We start from the raw sequence: 20,182 nt of genomic DNA on the forward strand, positions 1-20,182 counted from the left end.
TGTTTGTTTTATTGTTTTTGGCGTGTCCCTGCGGGTCGGGCTATTCATTCCCGCTTTTTTTATCTTGAAAAAACAAGATAAAAAAGAGCTTCACTACTATCCCTCACGCACTTTCAATCCAATTTATTTTATTTTTAAAACCTTGGAATTAAAGACACTTAGTATCTTCTTCCATTATTTTCATTTTTTGCGTTGCCGTATTTTCGGTTACTTCTTCACAATAAATGTTATTAATAAATAATCCCGTTTCAAATACCAATTGTACATAGGTAATTTTGCCTGCTTCAACTTGGACTTCAAACTTCTCCGCTTTCTCTTTAGATTTTTTTCCTCCAAATTGTACGGAGCATTCATGTTTACCAACAGGAACTTCGTGTATAGAATATTTTTTATTATTTAGTTTACAAACAAATTCTCCATCAATAAAAGTTTTAAAAGCAACTGCTGACCCTTGAAAACCAGTAGAGCGTAGAAAATAAATTTTACCCGTTTCAGTGGTCTTACTTTCTTGAGCTTGCATCGCAATATTAAAACTTAATGACATTAAAAGTACAATGATTAGTTTTTTACACATGTTGTTATTTTTAGTTTGATTATTTAAAATTAGCTTATCGCTAATAGTGCTTCCATTAATTTTTTATTTTCTTCTGCTGTTCCAATGGTCAAACGCAACGTGTTTTCACACAGTGGTTGGGTAGTTCTGTTTCGAATAACAATCCCTTTTGCGATTAATTCATTATAGCGTTTAGTCGCATCATCCACTTTAATCAACACAAAATTAGCTTCGGTTGGGTATATTTTAGAAACAAATTTCACTTCTTTTAATACTTTAAGTAAATCATCTCTTTGTATTATAATAGAGTCTATCTCAAGTTGAATTTTTTCTTTATCAGCTAATCTTTCTAATGCTCTTTGTTGCGTTAATTCATTCACATTATACGGAGGTTTTATTTTGTTTAAAACCGAAATTATTCCAGCTGAAGCATAACAAATACCTAAACGAATTCCTGCCAAACCATAAGCTTTTGAAAGTGTTTGTGTAATGATTAAATTTGGATATTCATCTAATTCATTCAACCAACTTTGTTTTTTTGAAAAGTCGATATACGCTTCATCGATAACTACTAATCCATTAAAATTTTGAAGTAATGTCACTATACTTTCATCAGAAAAAGAGTTTCCTGTTGGGTTGTTTGGCGAACATAAAAAGATTATTTTAGTATTAGCATCTACAGTATCTAGAATGGAATCTATCTCTGGTTGGAAATCAGTAGAAAGTAATACTTCTTTATTGGTTACCGCATTAATATTGGCTAAAACCCCATACATTCCATATGTAGGCGGTAAAGTAATTACATTATCTTCTTTAGGCTCACAAAAAGCTCTAAATAGCAAATCCAATACTTCATCACTTCCGTTTCCTAATAAAACTTGATCGATTTTTAGGTTTCTTTGTTTGGCTAAAACTGCTTTCACGCTGCTTTGTTGTGGATCGGGATACCTGTTTACACCATTTTGATACGGATTTTCATTGGCATCCAAAAATATCATTTGAGCCACATCAAAATCTTTAAACTCATCACGAGCCGATGAATACGGCTTCATGGTTTTGACGTTCTCACGAACTAAATTATTTAAATCGAAATTTTCCATTTTCTTTTGTTTTTAGAGGAAAGAAATTAGAATCAAGAGTCAAGAGAAAGGACTTTTATACTGTGCCTCCTTCTCTAATATCTTGTTTCTTGCTTCTTGTCTCTTATTCTAAACTCTTCAATCTTAGTGTCACCGCATTCTTATGCGCTTGCAGCCCTTCGGCTTCTGCCATAATTTCAATGGCGTTACCAATATTTTGAATTCCCTTTTCAGAGATTTTTTGGAAAGTCATTGATTTTGTAAAGCTATCTAAGTTTACACCGCTATAATTTTTAGCATAACCATTTGTTGGTAAGGTATGATTAGTACCCGAAGCATAATCTCCTGCACTTTCAGGGGTATAATTCCCAATAAAAACCGAACCTGCATTTTCGATTCCGTCGATAAAAAAATCATCGTTTGCGGTACAAACTATGAAATGTTCTGGTCCGTATTCGTTGATTAAATCTAAGGCAACCTCGTTGTTTTCGACAAAAATCAATTTAGAGTTGGCAATCGCTTTTTCTGCAATCGCTTTTCTAGGTAATTGCTCTAGTTGAATTTGAATTTCGGCTTCAACGGCATCAATCAGTTTTTTTGAAGTTGACACCAAAATAACCTGACTGTCTGTACCGTGCTCTGCTTGAGACAATAAATCAGAAGCTACAAAAGATGGAATAGCAGTATCATCGGCAACAACAAGTAATTCAGAAGGTCCAGCAGGCATGTCAATTGCTACACCAAATTGAGTTGCTAATTGCTTGGCAACAGTAACGAATTGGTTTCCAGGTCCAAAAATTTTATACACTTTAGGGATCGTTTGGGTACCAAAAGTCATTCCTGCAATTGCCTGAATACCACCTACTTTTAAAATTTTAGTAACACCACATAATTGTGCTGCGTATAAAATGGCTGGATTTATAACTCCTTTTTTATCAGGAGGAGAACATAAAACAATTTCATTACAACCTGCAATTCGAGCAGGAACGGCAAGCATCAAAACAGTTGAAAATAAGGGAGCAGTTCCTCCTGGTATATACAAACCAATCTTTTGAATCGGTCTTTTCTCTTGCCAACATTGCACTCCTTCTACTGTTTCTACTTCTACTTTTGCCGTTTTTTGAGCTGTATGGAATTTTTCAATATTGCTTTTAGCCAATTGAATCGCATCTTTCAATTCGTTAGGAACGGTAGCAACAGCAGTTTCGATTTCTTGTATAGATACTTCTAGATTTTCAAAATTTACTCCGTCAAAAATCGAAGTATATTTGGCCACAGCGGTATCTCCTTTTTTCTGAACTTCCTTAAAAATTTCTTTTACAGTAAGTTCGATGTCGTCGATAGTCTTAGTAGGTCGTTCTAGAATTGCTGACCAGGTATTGGGTTTTGGGTCGTATATTTTATTCATCGTATTGTGTTTTAACCGCAAAGTTCGCAAAGGTTTTTCGCAAAGTTTGCAAAGTATCAACTATTTAAGTTTTACTCAACTTTATAATTCATACTTAATAATTTATAATTATTTACAGCACCATTTTTTCAATTGGGCATATCAAAATTCCTTCGGCACCAGCGTCTTTCAATTGATCGATTACTTGCCAGAAAGTATCTTTATCAATTACAGAGTGTACACTGCTCCATCCTTCTTGCGCCAATGGCAAAACTGTTAAACTACGCAATACTGGAAGAATTTTACCTACTTCTTCAATTTTATCATTAGGCACGTTCATCAAAATATATTTTGATTTTCGCGCTCTTAAAACGGATTCAATTCTAAATTTTAAGGTGTCAATTAATTTTTGAACATCTGGAGTTACTTTTGGAGAAACTGCCAATACCGCTTCACTTTTATAAATAATTTCAACTTCCTTTAAATTGTTTTTAAACAACGTACTTCCGCTTGAAACAATATCAACAATGGCATCGGCTAGACCAATATTTGGAGCGATCTCAACCGAACCAGAAATTTGGTGAATATCTACATTTACTCCAAAAGAATTGAAATATTCGATTACCGTATTTGGGTAAGAAGTCGCAATACGCAATCCATCTAAATCTTGAATAGAATTGTATTCGAATGTTTTGGGTACAGCAACTGAAACTTTACATTTAGAAAAACCAAGCTTTTGAATCACTTGAATCCCTTTCCCTTTTTCAACCAATAAATTGTCTCCTACAATGGCAATATCTACCACACCATCAATTAAGTATTGAGGAATATCAGAGTTTCTTAAGTATAAAACTTCTAAAGGGAAATTTGAAGCTTCTGCTTTTAATTGATCAATTCCATTGTTAATAGAGATTCCGCAATCTTTTAGAATTTGGATACTGTCTTCGTTTAAACGTCCTGATTTTTGAATTGCAATTTTTAATGTACTCATTTTTTTGAATTTAATTTTGTTAGTATTGTGTCAGAGTACAAAAGTTAGGCAATAAAAAACCCGTTTGATGTACTCAAACGGGTTTTAAAATATGATGACTTACACCCATTTCATTAACACATCGCTTGAGAGCAATAATGAAAATGATGATGATGTAATTGTTTTGTAAACATAATTGTGTTATTGTTTTAGAACTTTAATTTCTGATGCAAATATAAATCATATTTTAATTAAAACGCTATTTTAAATTTAACTAATTGCTATTTTATTGTTAAATATCTTATTCGTCGACTTTCCTTTTTAGCGTATCATTAAAACCGGGACGGACACTATTTATATTTTTAGAAACCAAAGTGTCATTGTTATCTCTAATTTCAGTATGACGAATTTCTCCACCAGATGTTCCTACGAACGTTGATAGTCCAGCAGCAATTAACGCCAGAATCAAAGTGATGTATGTTACTATTTTTGCAAATTTATTTCTTTTTTGAGTTGCATAAAGTGATACAATACTGAAAATACCAGTTGCATATAACACCAAAGCAAATTTCTCGGCTATTTGCTCATGTTCATGAATAATTTTTTCTCCAATTATAGGCATATCTTTTACCATTTCTTCAGCGCCATCACCTGTTGCCATGCTTGCCAACGCGAAAACAGCTGCAATAATAAGTAGAAAAAAACCTGTATTCTTAACCGAATTATTTTTTAAAAATAGTCCAGCAATTAAAACCCCAAGGCCCAATATAGATCCAATAATTGGAAAATGGTTAACTACTAAGTGTAAATGAGCATCATTCATATTTTAAATTTTATGGTTTCATTTTAAAAATTAAAAATAACATTTTAATTTGATTGTAATTTACTTTATTTTTTGATTTAATAAGAAAATTCCTTTTGAATTCTAAGCTGCTAAGGATACGCCTATCAATGATCCAATTCCATAGGTGACGGCCGCTGCCGCTAAGCCAAAAAATACTTGTCTAAAACCTGAAAATAATATACTTTTTCCTGTTAGTAACGTTATTGCAGCACCAATTCCAAAAAGCCCTATTACACTGCTGCCAATACTTAAATAAATGGCATTCATCCCGTCTAAAATCATAAAAGGATATAATGGTATTATGGCTCCTATTGAAAAAAGGACAAAAGAGGCAATTGCAGCTTCCCAAGCGGAACCACCTAATTCTTCTTTATCTATTCCTAGTTCTTCTTTAATTATTGCATCAATTGCAGTTTCAGGAGTTTCAAATGCTTTATCGGCTAATTTTTTAGCCTCTTCCATATTCATTCCTTTAGCTTGATATAATAAAACAAGCTCTTTTTTCTCTTCTTCTGGCGAAGCTTCTAGTTCTTCTGTTTCTAAATCAATTTGGCGTTGGTTCAATTCTCTCGAACTTTGTACGGACAACCATTCTCCCAATGCCATTGAAATTGCTCCTGCCATTAACCCTGCAATTCCAGTTAGTAAAATAGTATTATTAGAAACGGCGGCACCTGCAACTCCCATTACTAAACTCATATTGGAAACCAAGCCATCATTCGAACCTAATACAGCAGCGCGCAAGGCATTACCTCCCACTGATTTATGTCGGCTTTCAAATTTAGATAGAAAACCTCCCGAAACATTCAACGCAGCATTATCATTTACTGCTTCAATTATTTTAAGATGATTGTGCTCAAAACCTGTTGGTTTTTCACCACTTTGTAATTTATTTTTAATAGCGTTAACCGCAAATTGCTTTTCAATATTGGATAAACTACTGATTATCGATCCGTAGCCAAAAAACTTACCCAGTTTTAATTGAAATTTTGCTCTAGAAGAAGGCAGTGGCATTTTATAATTAGACTCAAATGAAATGACTTTGTCAAACATATGTTTAGCATGCCCCTTTTCAATTTCACCTAAACTTTGTAAAACACGAACTAAATTATCATCCGTTTGAATAGCAGCAATACTTTCGTACAAAAATGCAGTATCTACTTCTACTTGTAATTGCTCTTTTAATTTTTTTAAATCCATAATTATCGATTAATTAGTAACATCAAAAACACCTTTTACCAAAATTTTTGAAGATGAATTAATATGAGTATCCGGAAGAATTTCAATAAATTTTTCAGAACGTTCGCCAACTTTAACTGCCACTTTTTTAAAGAAATAACTGTTGTTTTTATCTTCTTTCAATAAAAGTACAAAGTATTTATTATTTTCTGTTATTAATGCTTCGGTAGGAATTGCTAAACCTTTCTTTGAATCCACTATAATAGCAGCTTCTACAAACATTCCTGTTATTAATTTTTGTTTCATGGTTTCGTCTAAATGGCCATGAACATTGATTGTTCTATCACTTCCTTCTATCGATTTTCCTACTAAATGAACTTCGGCGTTAAAAACATCTTTTGAAGCCTCTGGAACAGTAAATTTAATTTTTTGTCCTTCTTTTACATTCAATATATCTTTTTCAAAAACATTTAATTCCAAATGTAAATGAGAAGTTTGAATAATATCTAATATTACATCCGATGGAGAAACATGCATACCAACATTGGCATTCATTACAACAATATCACCAGATATCGGGGCATAAATGGTTATTACAGAAGTTAAATTTCCTTTTTCAACATTTGCAGGGCTAATATTAAGCATCAATAATTTTGCTTTTAAGCTTTGGTACATCCCTTTTGCTCTGCGATAGTCACTCTCTGCTTTTAAATAATTTTTTTGAGAAGTGATTTTTTCATCGAATAATGTTTTCTGACGTTCATACTCCGACTTTAGATACTTAATTTGCTCTGCAACATCTAAATATTCTTTTTGAATATCTAAAAATTCTGTGTTTTCTAATGTCAATAAAGCTTGTCCTTTACTCACTTTATCACCTACTAGAAGTGTTGTAGATTTCACATATCCACCTATAAACGAAGTGATCTGAGCTCTATTTTGTGGCGGTACATCAATTTTTCCCGATGTTTTTACCGTTACGTCAAAATCTTCCTCAACAGGAGCTGCAATTTCCATTGCACCCGACTTAAATTGCGCTGTTGTAACTGATATTAGATTGTCATTTTTATCAATGACTTCTTCTGATTTTGTCTCTTTACAAGAAACAAATAGAATGGAAAGAGTAAATATATATAGTGTTTTTTTCATTTTAAATATTTTAGTAATTAAGGAATTGAATGTCAAGTTGTGTTTTATTGAATTGAAGTACATTATCTAAATAATCTACTTGAATAATGGTCGCGTTTTCTAAACTTTGGATGTATTGAAAAAAATCTATCTCTCCATGTTTGAAACTCAAATTTCCTACTTTAATAATTTCGTTCGAAAGTTTTTTACCGTATTGATTGTAATAATTTAAAGCATCTTGGTATTTTGCTAATTCATTCTTTTTTTGATTTAAATAACTATCCATTTTTTGGGTTTCATTTTGCTTTTGTTGCTCCCAACTTTGTAGTTCAAGTTGTGCCACTTTTGATTTTGAAATATTCGCAGTATATAAAATAGGAACTGCAATTCCAATTTGAAAACCATTCAAAGATTGCGAAATTCCTTTGTTAGAACCTCTAAAATAGTCTAAGTGCAAATCTGGAAACCAATTTTGTTTTTGAAGGTATATTTGACTTTCATAATTTTTACTAACACTTTCTAAATAATAATTATAGGTAAATTTACTTAATTCATTTGTTAAGACATTTAACGGTATTATTTTTATGCTTTTAATTACTATTTTATCCTCTGATTGTACTAATGCTTGTAATGTTTCATACTCCGCTTGCTTTTCATTTTTTATTTGAGAAAGTTTTGTTTTTATCTGTCTAAATTTGGCTTCTGCAGTGATTTTTTCGAGATAATTCGTCTCCCCTAATTCAAATCGTCTATCACTTGCTTTAGAAAAATTTTGATACAAACTATCTAAATATTGATACAGTTTTTCTTCATGTTGTAAGTACACGATTTGATAATAAACCTTAGAAATCATTAAGGAAGTTTTGTTTTTTTGAATCTCAAAACTAGCCTTTTCTTTTTCAAATTCTGTTGTATTTACTTTTTTCTGAGCACCATAAACGGTAGGAAAAGAAAAGCGTTGTTGAATCCCGAATATTTTTAAAGGTTCATTATTATAGGCAACATTATTTTGGTCATAATTGTAGTAGATATTCGTTTTATCGAATGCAAAAGCGCTATTTATATTTGCCTGGAATTTATCTACTTGCAATTGATGCGCTTTTAATCCCTTGTTGTTACTTATCCCTTTTGAAATCAAACTATCTAATTCAGTAGTAGTATTTTGTGCAAAACTAAAAGAACTGCTTAATATTAAAAATATGATATAAGTAGCACTATGATGTTTTTTAAATCTTGGTTTTCTAAATTCTTTCCCTTCAAAAAGTTTATATAAAATAGGCAATACAATCATCGTTAAGATGGTTGCTGTAAACAAACCTCCAATCACTACGGTTGCTAAAGGGCGTTGCACCTCTGCTCCTGCTGATGATGAAATTGCCATTGGTAAGAAACCTAGAGCGGCAGCGGCAGCAGTTAATAGCACGGGACGCAATCGATCAGTAGTTCCTTTTAAAATAAGTTCATCAATATTTTTCATTCCCTGGTGTTTTAATTCTTTAAAATGCTCAATTAATACGATTCCGTTTAGCACAGCAATTCCAAACAGCGCAATAAATCCAACTCCTGCAGAAATACTAAAAGGCAATCCTCGAATCCATAAAAACAATACCCCTCCAACTGCCGAAAGTGGTATGGCCGAATATACCATCAAGGCCTCTTTTACTGAACCAAAAGCAAAATACAATAATATAAATATTAAAAATAGCGCAATTGGAACTGCAATCATCAGTCTGGCTTTGGCACTTTGGAGGTTTTCAAATTGCCCCCCGTATTGCACATAGTAGCCCGTAGGTAACTTTATTTGAGTATCTACAATTTTCTGAATATCAGTTACTACACTTTGTAAATCTCTATTTCGCACATTGATTCCTACAACAATTCTTCTATTCGTATTGTCTCTTGAAATTTTAGCAGGACCTTCCGTATAATCTATGCTTGCTAACTCCTGCAACGGAATTTGCTCTCCAGACGAAGTGGTTATATAAAGGTTTTTTAAGTCATTTATACCCGTTCTATTGGACTGATCTAAACGGATAACCATGTCAAATCGTTTCTCGCCTTCAAACACATTTCCAACCGTTTTTCCTGCAAAACCAAGCGCTATCATTTCATTTAAATCAGAGATATTCAAACCATATCGAGCAATTTTTGAACGATCATATTTTACTGTCATTTGCGGTAATCCTTCGGTTTTTTCAATTATTATATCCGAAGCTCCTTCTACTTTTGCAATAGCTTTTTTAATTTCATGGGCTTTTCGAGCCAAAACATTTAAATCTTCACCAAAAATCTTCACCGCCACATCTGAACGTGTACCTGAAATTAATTCATTAAAACGCATTTCAATAGGCTGTGTAAACTCGATTTCCATATTGGGAATTTGTTTTTCGATAGCCGTTTTAATTTTATCTGCCAATTCATCTTTACTGGATGCCGATACCCATTCTGATTTTGGTTTCAATTTTACAATTACATCACTTTCTTCCATACTCATTGGGTCTGTAGGAACTTCGGCAGCACCTATTCTACTAACCACTTGCTCCACTTCGGGGAAATTCTTGAGTATTATTTTTTCGATTTTGGTAGTAGTAGCTATCGTTTTTGTTAATGTAGTTCCCGTTTTAAGAACAGGTTGAATGACAAAATCCCCTTCGTCAAGTGTTGGAATGAACTCCCCTCCCATAGTGGTAAATAAAACGATCACCATAACTAATAATCCAAAAGCACCATACAATACTTTTTTAGTATTAACCAAAGCCCAAGTTATAAGAGGTAAATACCAAGAATTTAGCTTTCGAATTAATTTACTAGATAACGATTTTGGATTTTCTACGGTTGGTTTTAAAAACAACGAAGAAACCACTGGAACATAGGTAAAGCAGAAGATCATAGCCCCCACCAAAGCAAAACTAAAAGTCATCGCCATGGGTTTGAACATTTTACCTTCGATTCCTGAAAGAGAAAGAATTGGAATAAAAACAATCAAAATAATAAGTTGGCCAAAAATAGCCGAATTCATCATTTTAGAAGCGCTCTTATACGTAATTTGATCAATTTCTAATTGTCGGTCTTCTTTGGAAAGTGGCCCTAACTGTGCTGATTTACTGGCTATTTGGAATGCAATGAATTCAACAATAATAACCGCACCGTCAATTATTATTCCAAAATCGATGGCGCCTAAACTCATTAAATTAGCGTCTATTCCAAAAATATTCATCAGTGAAATTGCAAATAACAAACACAATGGTATGACTGAAGCTACAACTAATCCTGAACGCCAATTTCCTAATAATAATACTACAACAAAAATCACGATTAAACAGCCTAGAGTAAGATTTTCGGCCACTGTAAAAGTGGTTTTACCAACTAATTCGCTACGTTCTAAGAATCCATTGATATAAACGCCTTCGGGCAGTGATTTTTGAATGATTGCAATTCTATCTTTCACATCATTGATGACTTGTTTTGAATTGGCGCCTTTAAGCATCATCACTTGTCCAAGTACCTTCTCTCCTTCACCATTACCAGTAATTGCTCCAAAACGATTGGCATGACCAAAACGAACATCAGCCACATTCTTTATATAAACAGGGAAACCATTACTGTTTTTAACAACAATGTTTTCAATGTCTTCCAAGTTTTTAACTTTTCCTTCGGCACGAATAAAATAACTTTGATTTATCTTCTCAATATAAGCACCACCTGCAATACTGTTATTTTTTTCAAGAGCTGTAAAAACATCCGTTGTAGCAATATTCATTGCTTTCAATTGGGATGGATTAATAGCAATTTCATATTGTTTTAAAAACCCTCCCCAAGTATTAATTTCAACAACACCTTTAATTCCTGACAATTGCCTTTTTACTACCCAATCTTGGATCGTTCTTAAATCAGTAACGGAATAGTTATTTTTAAATTCGGGTTGTACTTCAAGTGTATATTGGTAAATTTCACCAAGTCCAGTGGTTATTGGCCCCATTTCAGGAGTACCAAAACCGGCTGGTATTTTCTCAGAAGCCGATTTAATTTTTTCAGCAATTAATTGTCTTGGTAAATAAGTACCTAAATCATCCTCAAAAACGATAGTTACAACAGATAAGCCAAATTTTGAAATGGAACGAATTTCCTTTACTCCTGGCAAATTGGCCATTTCAATTTCAACAGGATATGTAATATATTGCTCAATGTCTTGGGTTGAAAGATTACGTGAAGTAGTGATTACTTGAACTTGATTATTGGTTACGTCTGGAACAGCACCAATAGAAATTTGGAATATAGAAAAAACGCCAAATCCTAAAATACAAAGAGTGAATAATAAAACAATGAGTTTGTTTTTTAGACTAAAAGCTATAATTTTTTCTAACATAAATATTTTATTTTGATCCTTCAAAAGTAAAATATAAAGATAGGGATTAACTTAAGATAGTCTTAAGGGATACTTAAAGAATACTTAATGAAAGTTAAGTTCCACTTGTGTTCCCTCATTTTCTTGACTAGAAATAGTAACTTTAATGTTCAGTAATTTACATAATCTACTAACAATCGAAAGTCCTAAACCAGTCCCTTTAATATCTGGATGATCTGTAGATTGAGAACGAAAAAAAGGGTTAAATATTTTTTGTAAATCTTCTTTTGGAATTCCAATCCCTGAATCAGATATGTGACATGTCACTTTTCCTTCTAATTCAGTTAATACAATTGCCAACTGACCATCATAATTTGAATATTTAATTGCGTTCGAGACAATATTATTAATAATAATGGACACTAAGTAGCGGTCACTTTTTACATATATTTCATTTGTAAATTGTGTGTTAACCTGAATATTATTAGACTGAATTAAAGTAGAAAATCTAGAAATAGTATCTAATAATATGGCATTCAAACAAACATTTTCTATTTTAATAGATTGATTTTGATTCTCATATCTTGCCAGTAAAAGTAGTTGGTCAACAATATTATTTAAGCGATTTACTTCAGTAATACAATAATTAACTTTATCATGATACTCTTCTTGATTGCGCGGTTTTCGTATTAAAACTTCTAATGTTCCTTTAATGACTGTTAAAGGTGTTCGTAATTCATGAGAAGCATCTGAGGTAAATTGTCTTTCTCTTTCAACTGCTGTTTCAATTCGATCTAAAAGATTATTTATCGTTTTTGATAAAACATAAAGTTCGTCTTTTTTTTGTGGCAATGGAATTCTGGATTTTAAATTATCCTTTGTAATAATATTTGAGGTTTCTATAATAGAACTGATTGGTTTTATACTTCTACCTGCAATAAATCGAGCGATAAGAAAAAGTATTAATAGAATTAAAGGATAAGCAATAATTAATATTTCGGATAAATTTTGAAGTACCATGGAAGCATCTTCAAGCGACATAGCAATTATTAAATAACCAATTACTTTTTCATTTTGATAGATAGGAACTTGAATTTGACGAATTTTATTTTTTAAAATTTTTGAGTCAAACAATTCATTGTCTGGAACAGATTTATTAAAATATAAAATTTGATTCTTTAAATTAGGTGATTTTTCAAGAACATCCCCATTTGCATCCAAAAATTCAATAAATACAGGATTTACATCAACCGTATTGTGCTCTCTTTCTTTCCATTCTTCCATATGGATTAGGAAAAAAGAGTTGTTTTTAATTTCTATTTCATTCAAATGGTTGTTGACCTCTTTTGAAATATCAGTATTTACGTGATTATAAACACTAAATTTTACGATAGAATGTATAGCAAAAAACACCACAAAAATTAAAAGTGCAGTTGTGATTATATAATTAGAAGCAATTCTATTTTTAAAAGAAAGTTGTTGCATATTTATTAGTCATTAGCTATGTAACCTACACCACGAACTGTTTTAATGTAATCTTCTTCAATTTTTAAATTTAATTTTTTACGAATAGCATTGATAAAAACATCAATTACACCGGTATCATATTCAAAATGGATGTCCCAAACATCTTCAATTATTTGATTTCTTGTACATACTTTACCTTTGTTTTTAATGAGATAATACAACAACTCAAATTCACGCTGTGTCAATGAAACTTCTTCTTGTTTAACTGATACGATGTGCTTTGTTCTATTGATTTCAATAGTCCCTAAATTCAGAATTTCTTCTTTATTTAGGTTTCGAAAGTGAATCTTGATTCGCTCTACCAATTCTTCAAAACTAAAAGGTTTTTTTATATAATCATTGGCTCCCGCTTTCAACCCTTCTATCGTTTCCTGAATCGTATCTTTAGCTGTTAAAAAAAGAATAGGCACTTTGGTATCTTTGATTCTGATGGCTTTACACAAATCCAAACCACTCATTTTAGGCAACATCCAATCTAATAAAATTAAATCAAAGTTGTTCTTTTGAATTAATTCAAACCCTTGTAAACCATCGGATGCACAAGTGATGTTATACCCTTCTTCTTCCAAACCTTGTTGCAAAAATTGAATAATACCTAATTCATCTTCAACTATTAATATATGCATTTATTAAATTGTTTTATTGTACTTCAAATTTAAACCCAAAAGAAGCAATATTTGCAGCTAAACCATCACTCCTTTGATAATGATTCAATCGCAAATCTATTGATTTTAATCCTAAAACAAAGATTCTTGCTCTAGCAAATATATCCGTATACGTAAAACCAAGCCCATATTGATTGCTTACAAATTTAGATAAATCATAATCGGAGGTATAATATTTTTCGGTTGAAAGGTGCTGTTCATAAGGTGCAAAATAATCAGATGCTGTTTGCGTATAGTAGCGATACATTGGATACGCCGTAAATTTTGAATTTATTTTTATAGGCAACTCTATTGATGCCGTATGTGCTTGAATCCCCCAATTGTCCTGATAATATCTATAATATGCTCTTGCAACTACATATTCATTGATGTAAAAATTTAGACGAGCACCAATAGGAATTTTAAATCGAGTACTAGGTAACCTTTCTTTATCATCTGCTAATTGATATACTCCTTTGTTATCATAAGATCCATACACTGGAATATATTGTGATTGTCCAATATAATAGTTGGCTTTATCAGCAAAATAAACCCTTTGATACGGTGTAGCTAATAATCCTTCTTGCTTCAAAAGATCCATAAATATTGATAATTGAATCTTTTTAGTCATGATTTGTGAAAAGGAAATCGAAGCAGAATACGAATTTCTATTTGAATTAGTATAAGGTGTAAAAGCAGACGGCAAATAATTCGTTGATTTATTACCATATCGATCCATAATTGTAACACCAGTTAAATATCCTTGATTTTGAAAGTTAGCACCGTAAGTGGCATATTCATGCAATTCAGTTGGATAAATGGGTCTCCATTGATCCAGATAAGCATTCGCTTTCAAACTAATCTCCGTGTTTTTTTCATTGAATAATTTAGTGTACCCACCACCAAACCCAAACGAAGTATAATCAAATTCATTTGATACAGCAATATCAGCATTCCACAAATTATTTCTATTGTCTGAACTATGACTGTAATTTGCCGAAACTGAAGCCAATTGATCACTCTTCGAAGCTCCGGAAGAAGCTTGCCAAGGTGTTCCGTAAGGTGCAGAACTTACTGTTGTAGAAGTCGTTTTCCCCGAAGCGCCAGAAGATGTTGATGTAGAACTTTTATTGGAATTAAAAGGATTAATATTACTGGAAGACGCTGATGTATAAGTAGAGATTCCAACATCGAATGTTAATACATCATCATCATTAATCGGCACTGCTATAACAATATTGGAGGCAACATCTGTTAATTTTTCGGAACCGATACCTCCGTTAACTGGTGAATGTGTCCCATCTTGATTGTAATAACTCAATAAAAAATCCACTTCTGTATTTTCTAAAACCCTCTTTTTAAAAGTAGTAGCAGTTTCTTTTTCTTGTGCAAAAGCAGTGAAATTAATCAATACAACAATTGCAATTAATATTTTTTTCATCTTTAATAAATTAATTGCATCCGCAACCACCACCTGTTTTTCCTCCGTTTGCACCTGCGGCAGCTTCACGGTATACTTGAAAAGTAGTCTCGTATTTTTCAGCTGGCTTTGCAGCTAACTTCATGTCGGGATCATTGATATATAATTTATCATATTCTTTCACAGCGACACAAGATTGCATTGCTAGGACTAAAACTAAAAAAAAGGGCCATTTATTCATTTTTATAATTTTTTAAATCAATATTTTTTGAGGTGGATATTTTTCCTTTATCGTCAACATAAATACAGCCAATTCCGGGCAGTTGATTCACCAAATCTAAACCAACATCAACTCCAAGTACAAAAATACCTGTGGCTAGTGCATCTGCTAATTCGGTTGATTTAGCAAAAACAGAGACACTAATCACACCTGATGCTGGATAACCCGTTCTGGTGTCAATGATATGAGAATAGCGTTTACCATTGAATGTAACATACTTTTCATAACTCCCTGATGTTTCAACAGAACTATCTTCGAGTGGAAAAGTAGCGAAAATTTTATCCTTATTCATTGGGTTTTTAATTCCCACTTTCCATTTCTCTCCATCGAGTTGTTTACCCCAAGTATTGATATCTCCAGAGATATTCACTATTCCAGCAACTACCCCTTTGCCGATGAGCATAGTTTTAATTTTATCAGCAATAAAGCCCTGACCAATACCTCCTAAACCCAATTTCATTCCTTCATTTTTAAGAAAAATAGTTGTGTTTTTTGGATCTAATATGATATTTTTATATCCTACTTTACTAACCGAATTTTTAATCTCTTCAGTTGTTGGCATCCTTGTCATGCTTCCGTCAAATTTCCAAATTTTATCCATTGAAGCATAACTAATATCAAATGCTCCTGAAGTTAACTCTGATATTTTCATCGCTCTCCCAACCAAATCAAATACCTCTTGAGGTACTTTTACTGGTTTAATTCCTGCATTTCTATTGACTTCGGATATTGGTGTTGTTGGAATCCAGTCGGAAATTAAATGTTCAATTCGAGAGACTTCCGCTACAGCCATATCAATATATCCATCGGCTTCTGGAATATCTTTAGCTACAACAATCATTTCAAACGGGCTTCCTAACATCGATAAAGTTCTTTTTTGGGTAACCTGAGCCGAAGTTGCAAATACTACAAAAAAGAAAATACAGGAAGATAATTGTCGCATTGTCATTATTTTAAAAATGAATTAAGCAACCCAATATATTCCGTTGGAGAAATATTTTTATAACTTGTAGTGCCCAATACTTTTCCAGTAGCATCTAATACAACAACCAAAGGAAAAATTCCATCCTTATTATATATTTCAGCAAGATCTTGATTTTGTTTCTTGATTTGTGCTTCTAATTGATTTTGCTTTTTCTTTGGAAAATCGGCACGTTCTAAAACCAAATGTTCAGTTGCATATTTCTTGAATTCTGCAGATTGCCAAATCGTTTTATCTAACTTTATGCAAGGTGCACACCAATCAGAACCAGAGAAAACAAGTAAAATGGGTTTGTTTTGTGCAACTGCTTCTTGTTTTGCAAGATTAATATCCGTTTTCCAATCTTGTGAATATCCTATTGTTCCAATAAAAAACAATAGTAATAGCATGTTTTTTTTCATTTTATATTTTTATTTTGTGAGCATTATTGATTGAAAATATTCTTATAAACTTATGGAATATAATATTTTACAAACTTAACTCAAAAACAAAGTGATTATTGTTATCCTAAAGAGTTCTTAAGCCAAAATTAAGAATACAATACCATAAAAAATTTAGTACTAATATGTACCAAATTGCATATTTTTGCATAAAACTAACTAGCTATGTCTTTTTTTAAAAAATTATCCCCTTTTTATAACCTTACCCTGTTTTACGTTTTAGTAAGTTTTATATTAAGAATCGTTTTACTTTTTCATCCTATTACACAAGCCTCTTTCAAAGGAATAGACGCAATCAAAATATTTACATTAGGTTTTGTCTCGGATATTTTTGTTTTTATATTGGCAAGTGGTTTTTTATGGCTGTATCTTATTTTTATATCCAATGCAAAATATTTAAAACCATATGGCTATATTTTTTTTGGGCTATTAATTGCTTTGTTTTTATACATTCTTTCAGGAAAATCAATACTTAATGAGTATGGTGGTGCTTTACCCGAAATAGGTTTGGCATTTGTAGGAATCAAAACAGGCTTGTTTGGTTTATTGCTTTTTTTGCCAAAACACAGAGATAAGATTCGATTTTGGCTTTTTAGTTTTGTTATGTTTCTATTTGTTGTTTTGATTTTACAAAATGCCATAAGTGAATATTTTTTCTGGAATGAATTTGGAGTGAAATATAATTTTATTGCTGTAAATTATTTAGTTTATACTAATGAAGTAATTGGAAATATCATGGAATCCTATCCTGTCATTCCATTATTTTCAGGATTATTCCTTATTGCTGGAATCGTTACCTATTTTATTGTTGGTAAATCAAAAAACTATATTGACAACATTCCAACATTTGTAGAGAAAATTAAAATATCAGGATTATATTTAGTTTTATTTGTAAGTTCCTTATTTGTTATTCCTTCATTGGCAAATCAAGAAAATTCTCAAAATATATTTGCTAATGAATTGCAAGCAAACGGGATTTATAAGTTTTATTTGGCTTTCATGAATAGTGAATTGGATTATTTTAAATTCTATAAAACACTACCAGAAAAAGAAGCATATACCTTACTTTCTCAACAAATTCCAGGTATTTCAAATGAATCTACTTTAAGAGATATCAAAAGTGCTGCTGCTGAAATGCATAAAAATGTAGTGTTAATTACAATTGAAAGCTATAGTGCTGACTTTATGGAAGCTTATGGAAGCGATAAAAAAATCACTCCTTTTCTAGATAGTTTAGCAAAACAAAGTTTGCTGTTTACCAATTTTTATGCTTCTGGAAACAGAACTGTTCGTGGATTGGAAGCCGTAACACTATGCTTACCTCCTACTGCAGGTGAAAGTGTAGTGAAAAGAAAAGACAATAAAGACAAATTTACAACAGGAAGTTTATTTAAGCAAAAAGGATATAATGTAAAATACTTGTATGGAGGAGATTCCTTTTTTGATAATATGGAAGATTTCTTTTCAGGAAATGGATATGATATCGTAGACAAAAAGACGTTTAAACCTGAAGAAATCACTTTTTCGAACGTGTGGGGAGTTTGTGATGAAGACATGTACAACAAAGCCATAAAGGTCATGAACGCTGAAGCAAATGAAAACAAACCTTTCTTTAATCATATTATGACGGTAAGTAATCACAGACCCTTTACTTATCCAAACAACAAAATTGACATTCCTGGAGATGCTAAATCACGTGATGGAGGTGTAAAATACACTGATTTTGCTATGAAAAATTTCTTTGAAAAAGCAAAAAAACAGCCTTGGTTCGCCAATACGGTTTTTGTAATTCTTGCCGATCATTGTGCTTCAAGTGCTGGAAAAACCGAAATGCCTTTGGACAAATATAGAATTCCAGCTATGATTTATAGCCCAGGATTTATACAGCCACAACAGTATAATAAACTAATGTCACAAATAGACATTATGCCTACCGTTTTTGGTCTTTTGAATTTTAATTATCAATCTAAGTTTTATGGTCAGGATGTTTTAAAACCAGATTATAAACCTAGAGCATTAATTGCTACTTATCAAGATTTAGGATTGATAAAAGATAATGTTTTGACCATTATTTCACCTAAACAAGCCTATAAGCAATACCAATTGACACTATTGCCAAAGCCTGGAGTTGGTGCCGATTTTCAAATTTATTATGATGAGAAACCACTAGATAAAAGCCGAATGGATTTAGTAAATGAAACTATTTCATTCTATCAAACCGCATCAGATATGCTAAAGAAAAAGAAATATCAGAAGAATTAATTTAACAAAAAAGCCTGTGAAAATCACAGGCTTTTTTGTTATTATTAAAATTATTTATTCAGCGTCTTTATCACTTTCTATTCCAAATAAATCTCCTTTTTTGAAAAGTTGATTGTCTTTTTTCAAACACTTAGCATTACGTTTTGTCAGTGAGGAAGCATCTAAATTACTTAAATCTGGTTTTCCTGCATTTACCCAAGCCGTATACCAAAAACTAGCTGTAGCGGTAACTGCTTTCTTCATTTGGCTTTCCACCATACCGTTTAAAGCAGTATTGAATTTCCCTGCATATTCATCGGTATATTTTACTCCGTTGTATTTATTTTTTACAATATTTCCCTCTGTATCTGTAACAAAAATTTGATTTGTTGGTAATGAAGTTCTCAATCCTTTATCTGCAGCTAATAATGCTGGTACTAAGCTATGGGTGTCCTTAATCAAGTCCCAAGTCGCTTTGTTTACATCTTCATAATAATGGGCAGGAGCAACCGTAAATTTATAGTTTTTAACAAATAATTCTGGCAATCTACTTTCCCACAAAGCATGAATTCCTTTTTGATCCGTAAATTGACCGTCGTGGTTATCTGAAGTATGCAACGGCATGTGAGCATCTGCTATATAATGACCTAAATCAGCTGCAATAAATAAGATTTCTGATTTTCTTTTGTCTTTAAAAGCTTGAGTCAACTTCTCCATCATTTCCTGAATGTGCCAAGGCAAAGTTCCGTTTTTAGACAAAAATTTATCATCGTATTTCTTCTTGGCTTCTGCCATAGTTTTTGGAAAACTATCTACCGAACCAAAATTCTCCATGTCAAAATAATGTCTAGGTCCTTCGGCCTTATCTTGTAAAATATATTTCCTTAAATCAGGAACAGTCGATTCTTGCGTAATAAAATCGATGTGGTTATAAAAGAAAACCTGAAGTGACTTTGGTAAAGCCATCACTGCTGCTTTATTAATTCTTTCATGTCCTACAATTCCCCAAGAAACAGTTAAGAAACAAATAACTACTGCAGTTAACGTCACTACCGTAGGCTTAAACTTGATATTTTTCATTACATTTATTTATATGAGTTACAAATGTATTTTATTTTTATACAATTAAAAAAAATATCAGTTTAAGATTACAACAATTAACA

The 20,182-nt window shown here is 32.0% G+C and carries 16 protein-coding genes; 1 reads left to right on the forward strand and 15 read right to left on the reverse strand.

The features are described from left to right. Positions 1–148 precede the first annotated feature (148 nt). The 14 genes from AB3G39_RS10560 to AB3G39_RS10625 all read right to left on the reverse strand — a co-directional run bounded on the left by AB3G39_RS10560 (position 149) and on the right by AB3G39_RS10625 (position 16,739). Positions 149–574 carry a DUF2846 domain-containing protein gene (locus tag AB3G39_RS10560; RefSeq protein WP_369769336.1) on the reverse strand — a complete coding sequence of 142 codons (426 nt, stop codon included), beginning with the start codon at positions 572–574 and terminating at the stop codon, positions 149–151. Between the two features lie 29 nt (positions 575–603). Next, the gene (hisC, locus tag AB3G39_RS10565; RefSeq protein ID WP_369765116.1) at positions 604–1,653 is read right to left on the reverse strand and encodes a histidinol-phosphate transaminase; all 1,050 of its coding nucleotides are present in this window, start codon (positions 1,651–1,653) and stop codon (positions 604–606) included. Between the two features lie 103 nt (positions 1,654–1,756). Beyond that, positions 1,757–3,040 (reverse strand): histidinol dehydrogenase, encoded by a 1,284-nt coding sequence (hisD, locus tag AB3G39_RS10570; RefSeq protein WP_369765117.1) that lies wholly within the window; start codon positions 3,038–3,040, stop codon positions 1,757–1,759. Positions 3,041–3,152: 112 nt separating this feature from the next. Continuing rightward, positions 3,153–4,010 (reverse strand): ATP phosphoribosyltransferase, encoded by an 858-nt coding sequence (hisG, locus tag AB3G39_RS10575; protein WP_367753009.1) that lies wholly within the window; start codon positions 4,008–4,010, stop codon positions 3,153–3,155. 280 nt (positions 4,011–4,290) lie between these two features. Next, positions 4,291–4,812 carry a DUF2231 domain-containing protein gene (locus tag AB3G39_RS10580; RefSeq protein WP_369765118.1) on the reverse strand — a complete coding sequence of 174 codons (522 nt, stop codon included), beginning with the start codon at positions 4,810–4,812 and terminating at the stop codon, positions 4,291–4,293. A 102-nt stretch (positions 4,813–4,914) separates the two neighbouring features. Then, entirely contained in the window at positions 4,915–6,033 is a 1,119-nt protein-coding gene (locus AB3G39_RS10585) for a VIT1/CCC1 transporter family protein (RefSeq protein WP_367753005.1), read from the reverse strand. A 9-nt stretch (positions 6,034–6,042) separates the two neighbouring features. Then, positions 6,043–7,161, reverse strand: a complete 1,119-nt coding sequence (locus AB3G39_RS10590) for an efflux RND transporter periplasmic adaptor subunit (RefSeq protein WP_369765119.1) — start codon at positions 7,159–7,161, stop codon at positions 6,043–6,045. Positions 7,162–7,171: 10 nt separating this feature from the next. Further along, positions 7,172–11,506: a CusA/CzcA family heavy metal efflux RND transporter gene (locus AB3G39_RS10595; protein WP_369765120.1), complete on the reverse strand. Its 4,335-nt coding sequence runs from the start codon at positions 11,504–11,506 to the stop codon at positions 7,172–7,174. Between the two features lie 84 nt (positions 11,507–11,590). After that, positions 11,591–12,970 (reverse strand): ATP-binding protein, encoded by a 1,380-nt coding sequence (locus tag AB3G39_RS10600; protein ID WP_369765121.1) that lies wholly within the window; start codon positions 12,968–12,970, stop codon positions 11,591–11,593. Between the two features lie 5 nt (positions 12,971–12,975). Beyond that, positions 12,976–13,638: a response regulator transcription factor gene (locus AB3G39_RS10605; RefSeq protein WP_369753775.1), complete on the reverse strand. Its 663-nt coding sequence runs from the start codon at positions 13,636–13,638 to the stop codon at positions 12,976–12,978. Positions 13,639–13,651: 13 nt separating this feature from the next. Next, positions 13,652–15,097, reverse strand: a complete 1,446-nt coding sequence (locus AB3G39_RS10610) for a DUF3570 domain-containing protein (RefSeq protein ID WP_369765122.1) — start codon at positions 15,095–15,097, stop codon at positions 13,652–13,654. Between the two features lie 10 nt (positions 15,098–15,107). Beyond that, positions 15,108–15,317, reverse strand: coding sequence for a DUF4266 domain-containing protein (locus tag AB3G39_RS10615; RefSeq protein ID WP_367769783.1), 210 nt, complete (start codon positions 15,315–15,317; stop codon positions 15,108–15,110). Further along, complete coding sequence (locus AB3G39_RS10620) at positions 15,310–16,299, reverse strand: FAD:protein FMN transferase (protein WP_367769781.1); 990 nt, start codon at positions 16,297–16,299, stop codon at positions 15,310–15,312. The genes AB3G39_RS10615 and AB3G39_RS10620 overlap by 8 nt, the downstream gene beginning before the upstream one ends. Before the next feature lie 5 nt (positions 16,300–16,304). After that, positions 16,305–16,739 (reverse strand): thioredoxin family protein, encoded by a 435-nt coding sequence (locus AB3G39_RS10625; RefSeq protein ID WP_367769779.1) that lies wholly within the window; start codon positions 16,737–16,739, stop codon positions 16,305–16,307. A 204-nt stretch (positions 16,740–16,943) separates the two neighbouring features. Here AB3G39_RS10625 and AB3G39_RS10630 point away from each other — a divergent pair, with 204 nt between their 5' ends. Next, positions 16,944–19,040, forward strand: coding sequence for an LTA synthase family protein (locus AB3G39_RS10630; RefSeq protein ID WP_367769776.1), 2,097 nt, complete (start codon positions 16,944–16,946; stop codon positions 19,038–19,040). A gap of 54 nt (positions 19,041–19,094) precedes the next feature. Here AB3G39_RS10630 and AB3G39_RS10635 read toward each other — a convergent pair whose 3' ends face one another. Continuing rightward, entirely contained in the window at positions 19,095–20,099 is a 1,005-nt protein-coding gene (locus AB3G39_RS10635) for a zinc dependent phospholipase C family protein (RefSeq protein WP_369765123.1), read from the reverse strand. Positions 20,100–20,182 lie beyond the last annotated feature (83 nt).

Origin of the sequence: Flavobacterium sp. WC2416 (assembly GCF_041200095.1) — a bacterium.
GTDB lineage: Bacteria > Bacteroidota > Bacteroidia > Flavobacteriales > Flavobacteriaceae > Flavobacterium.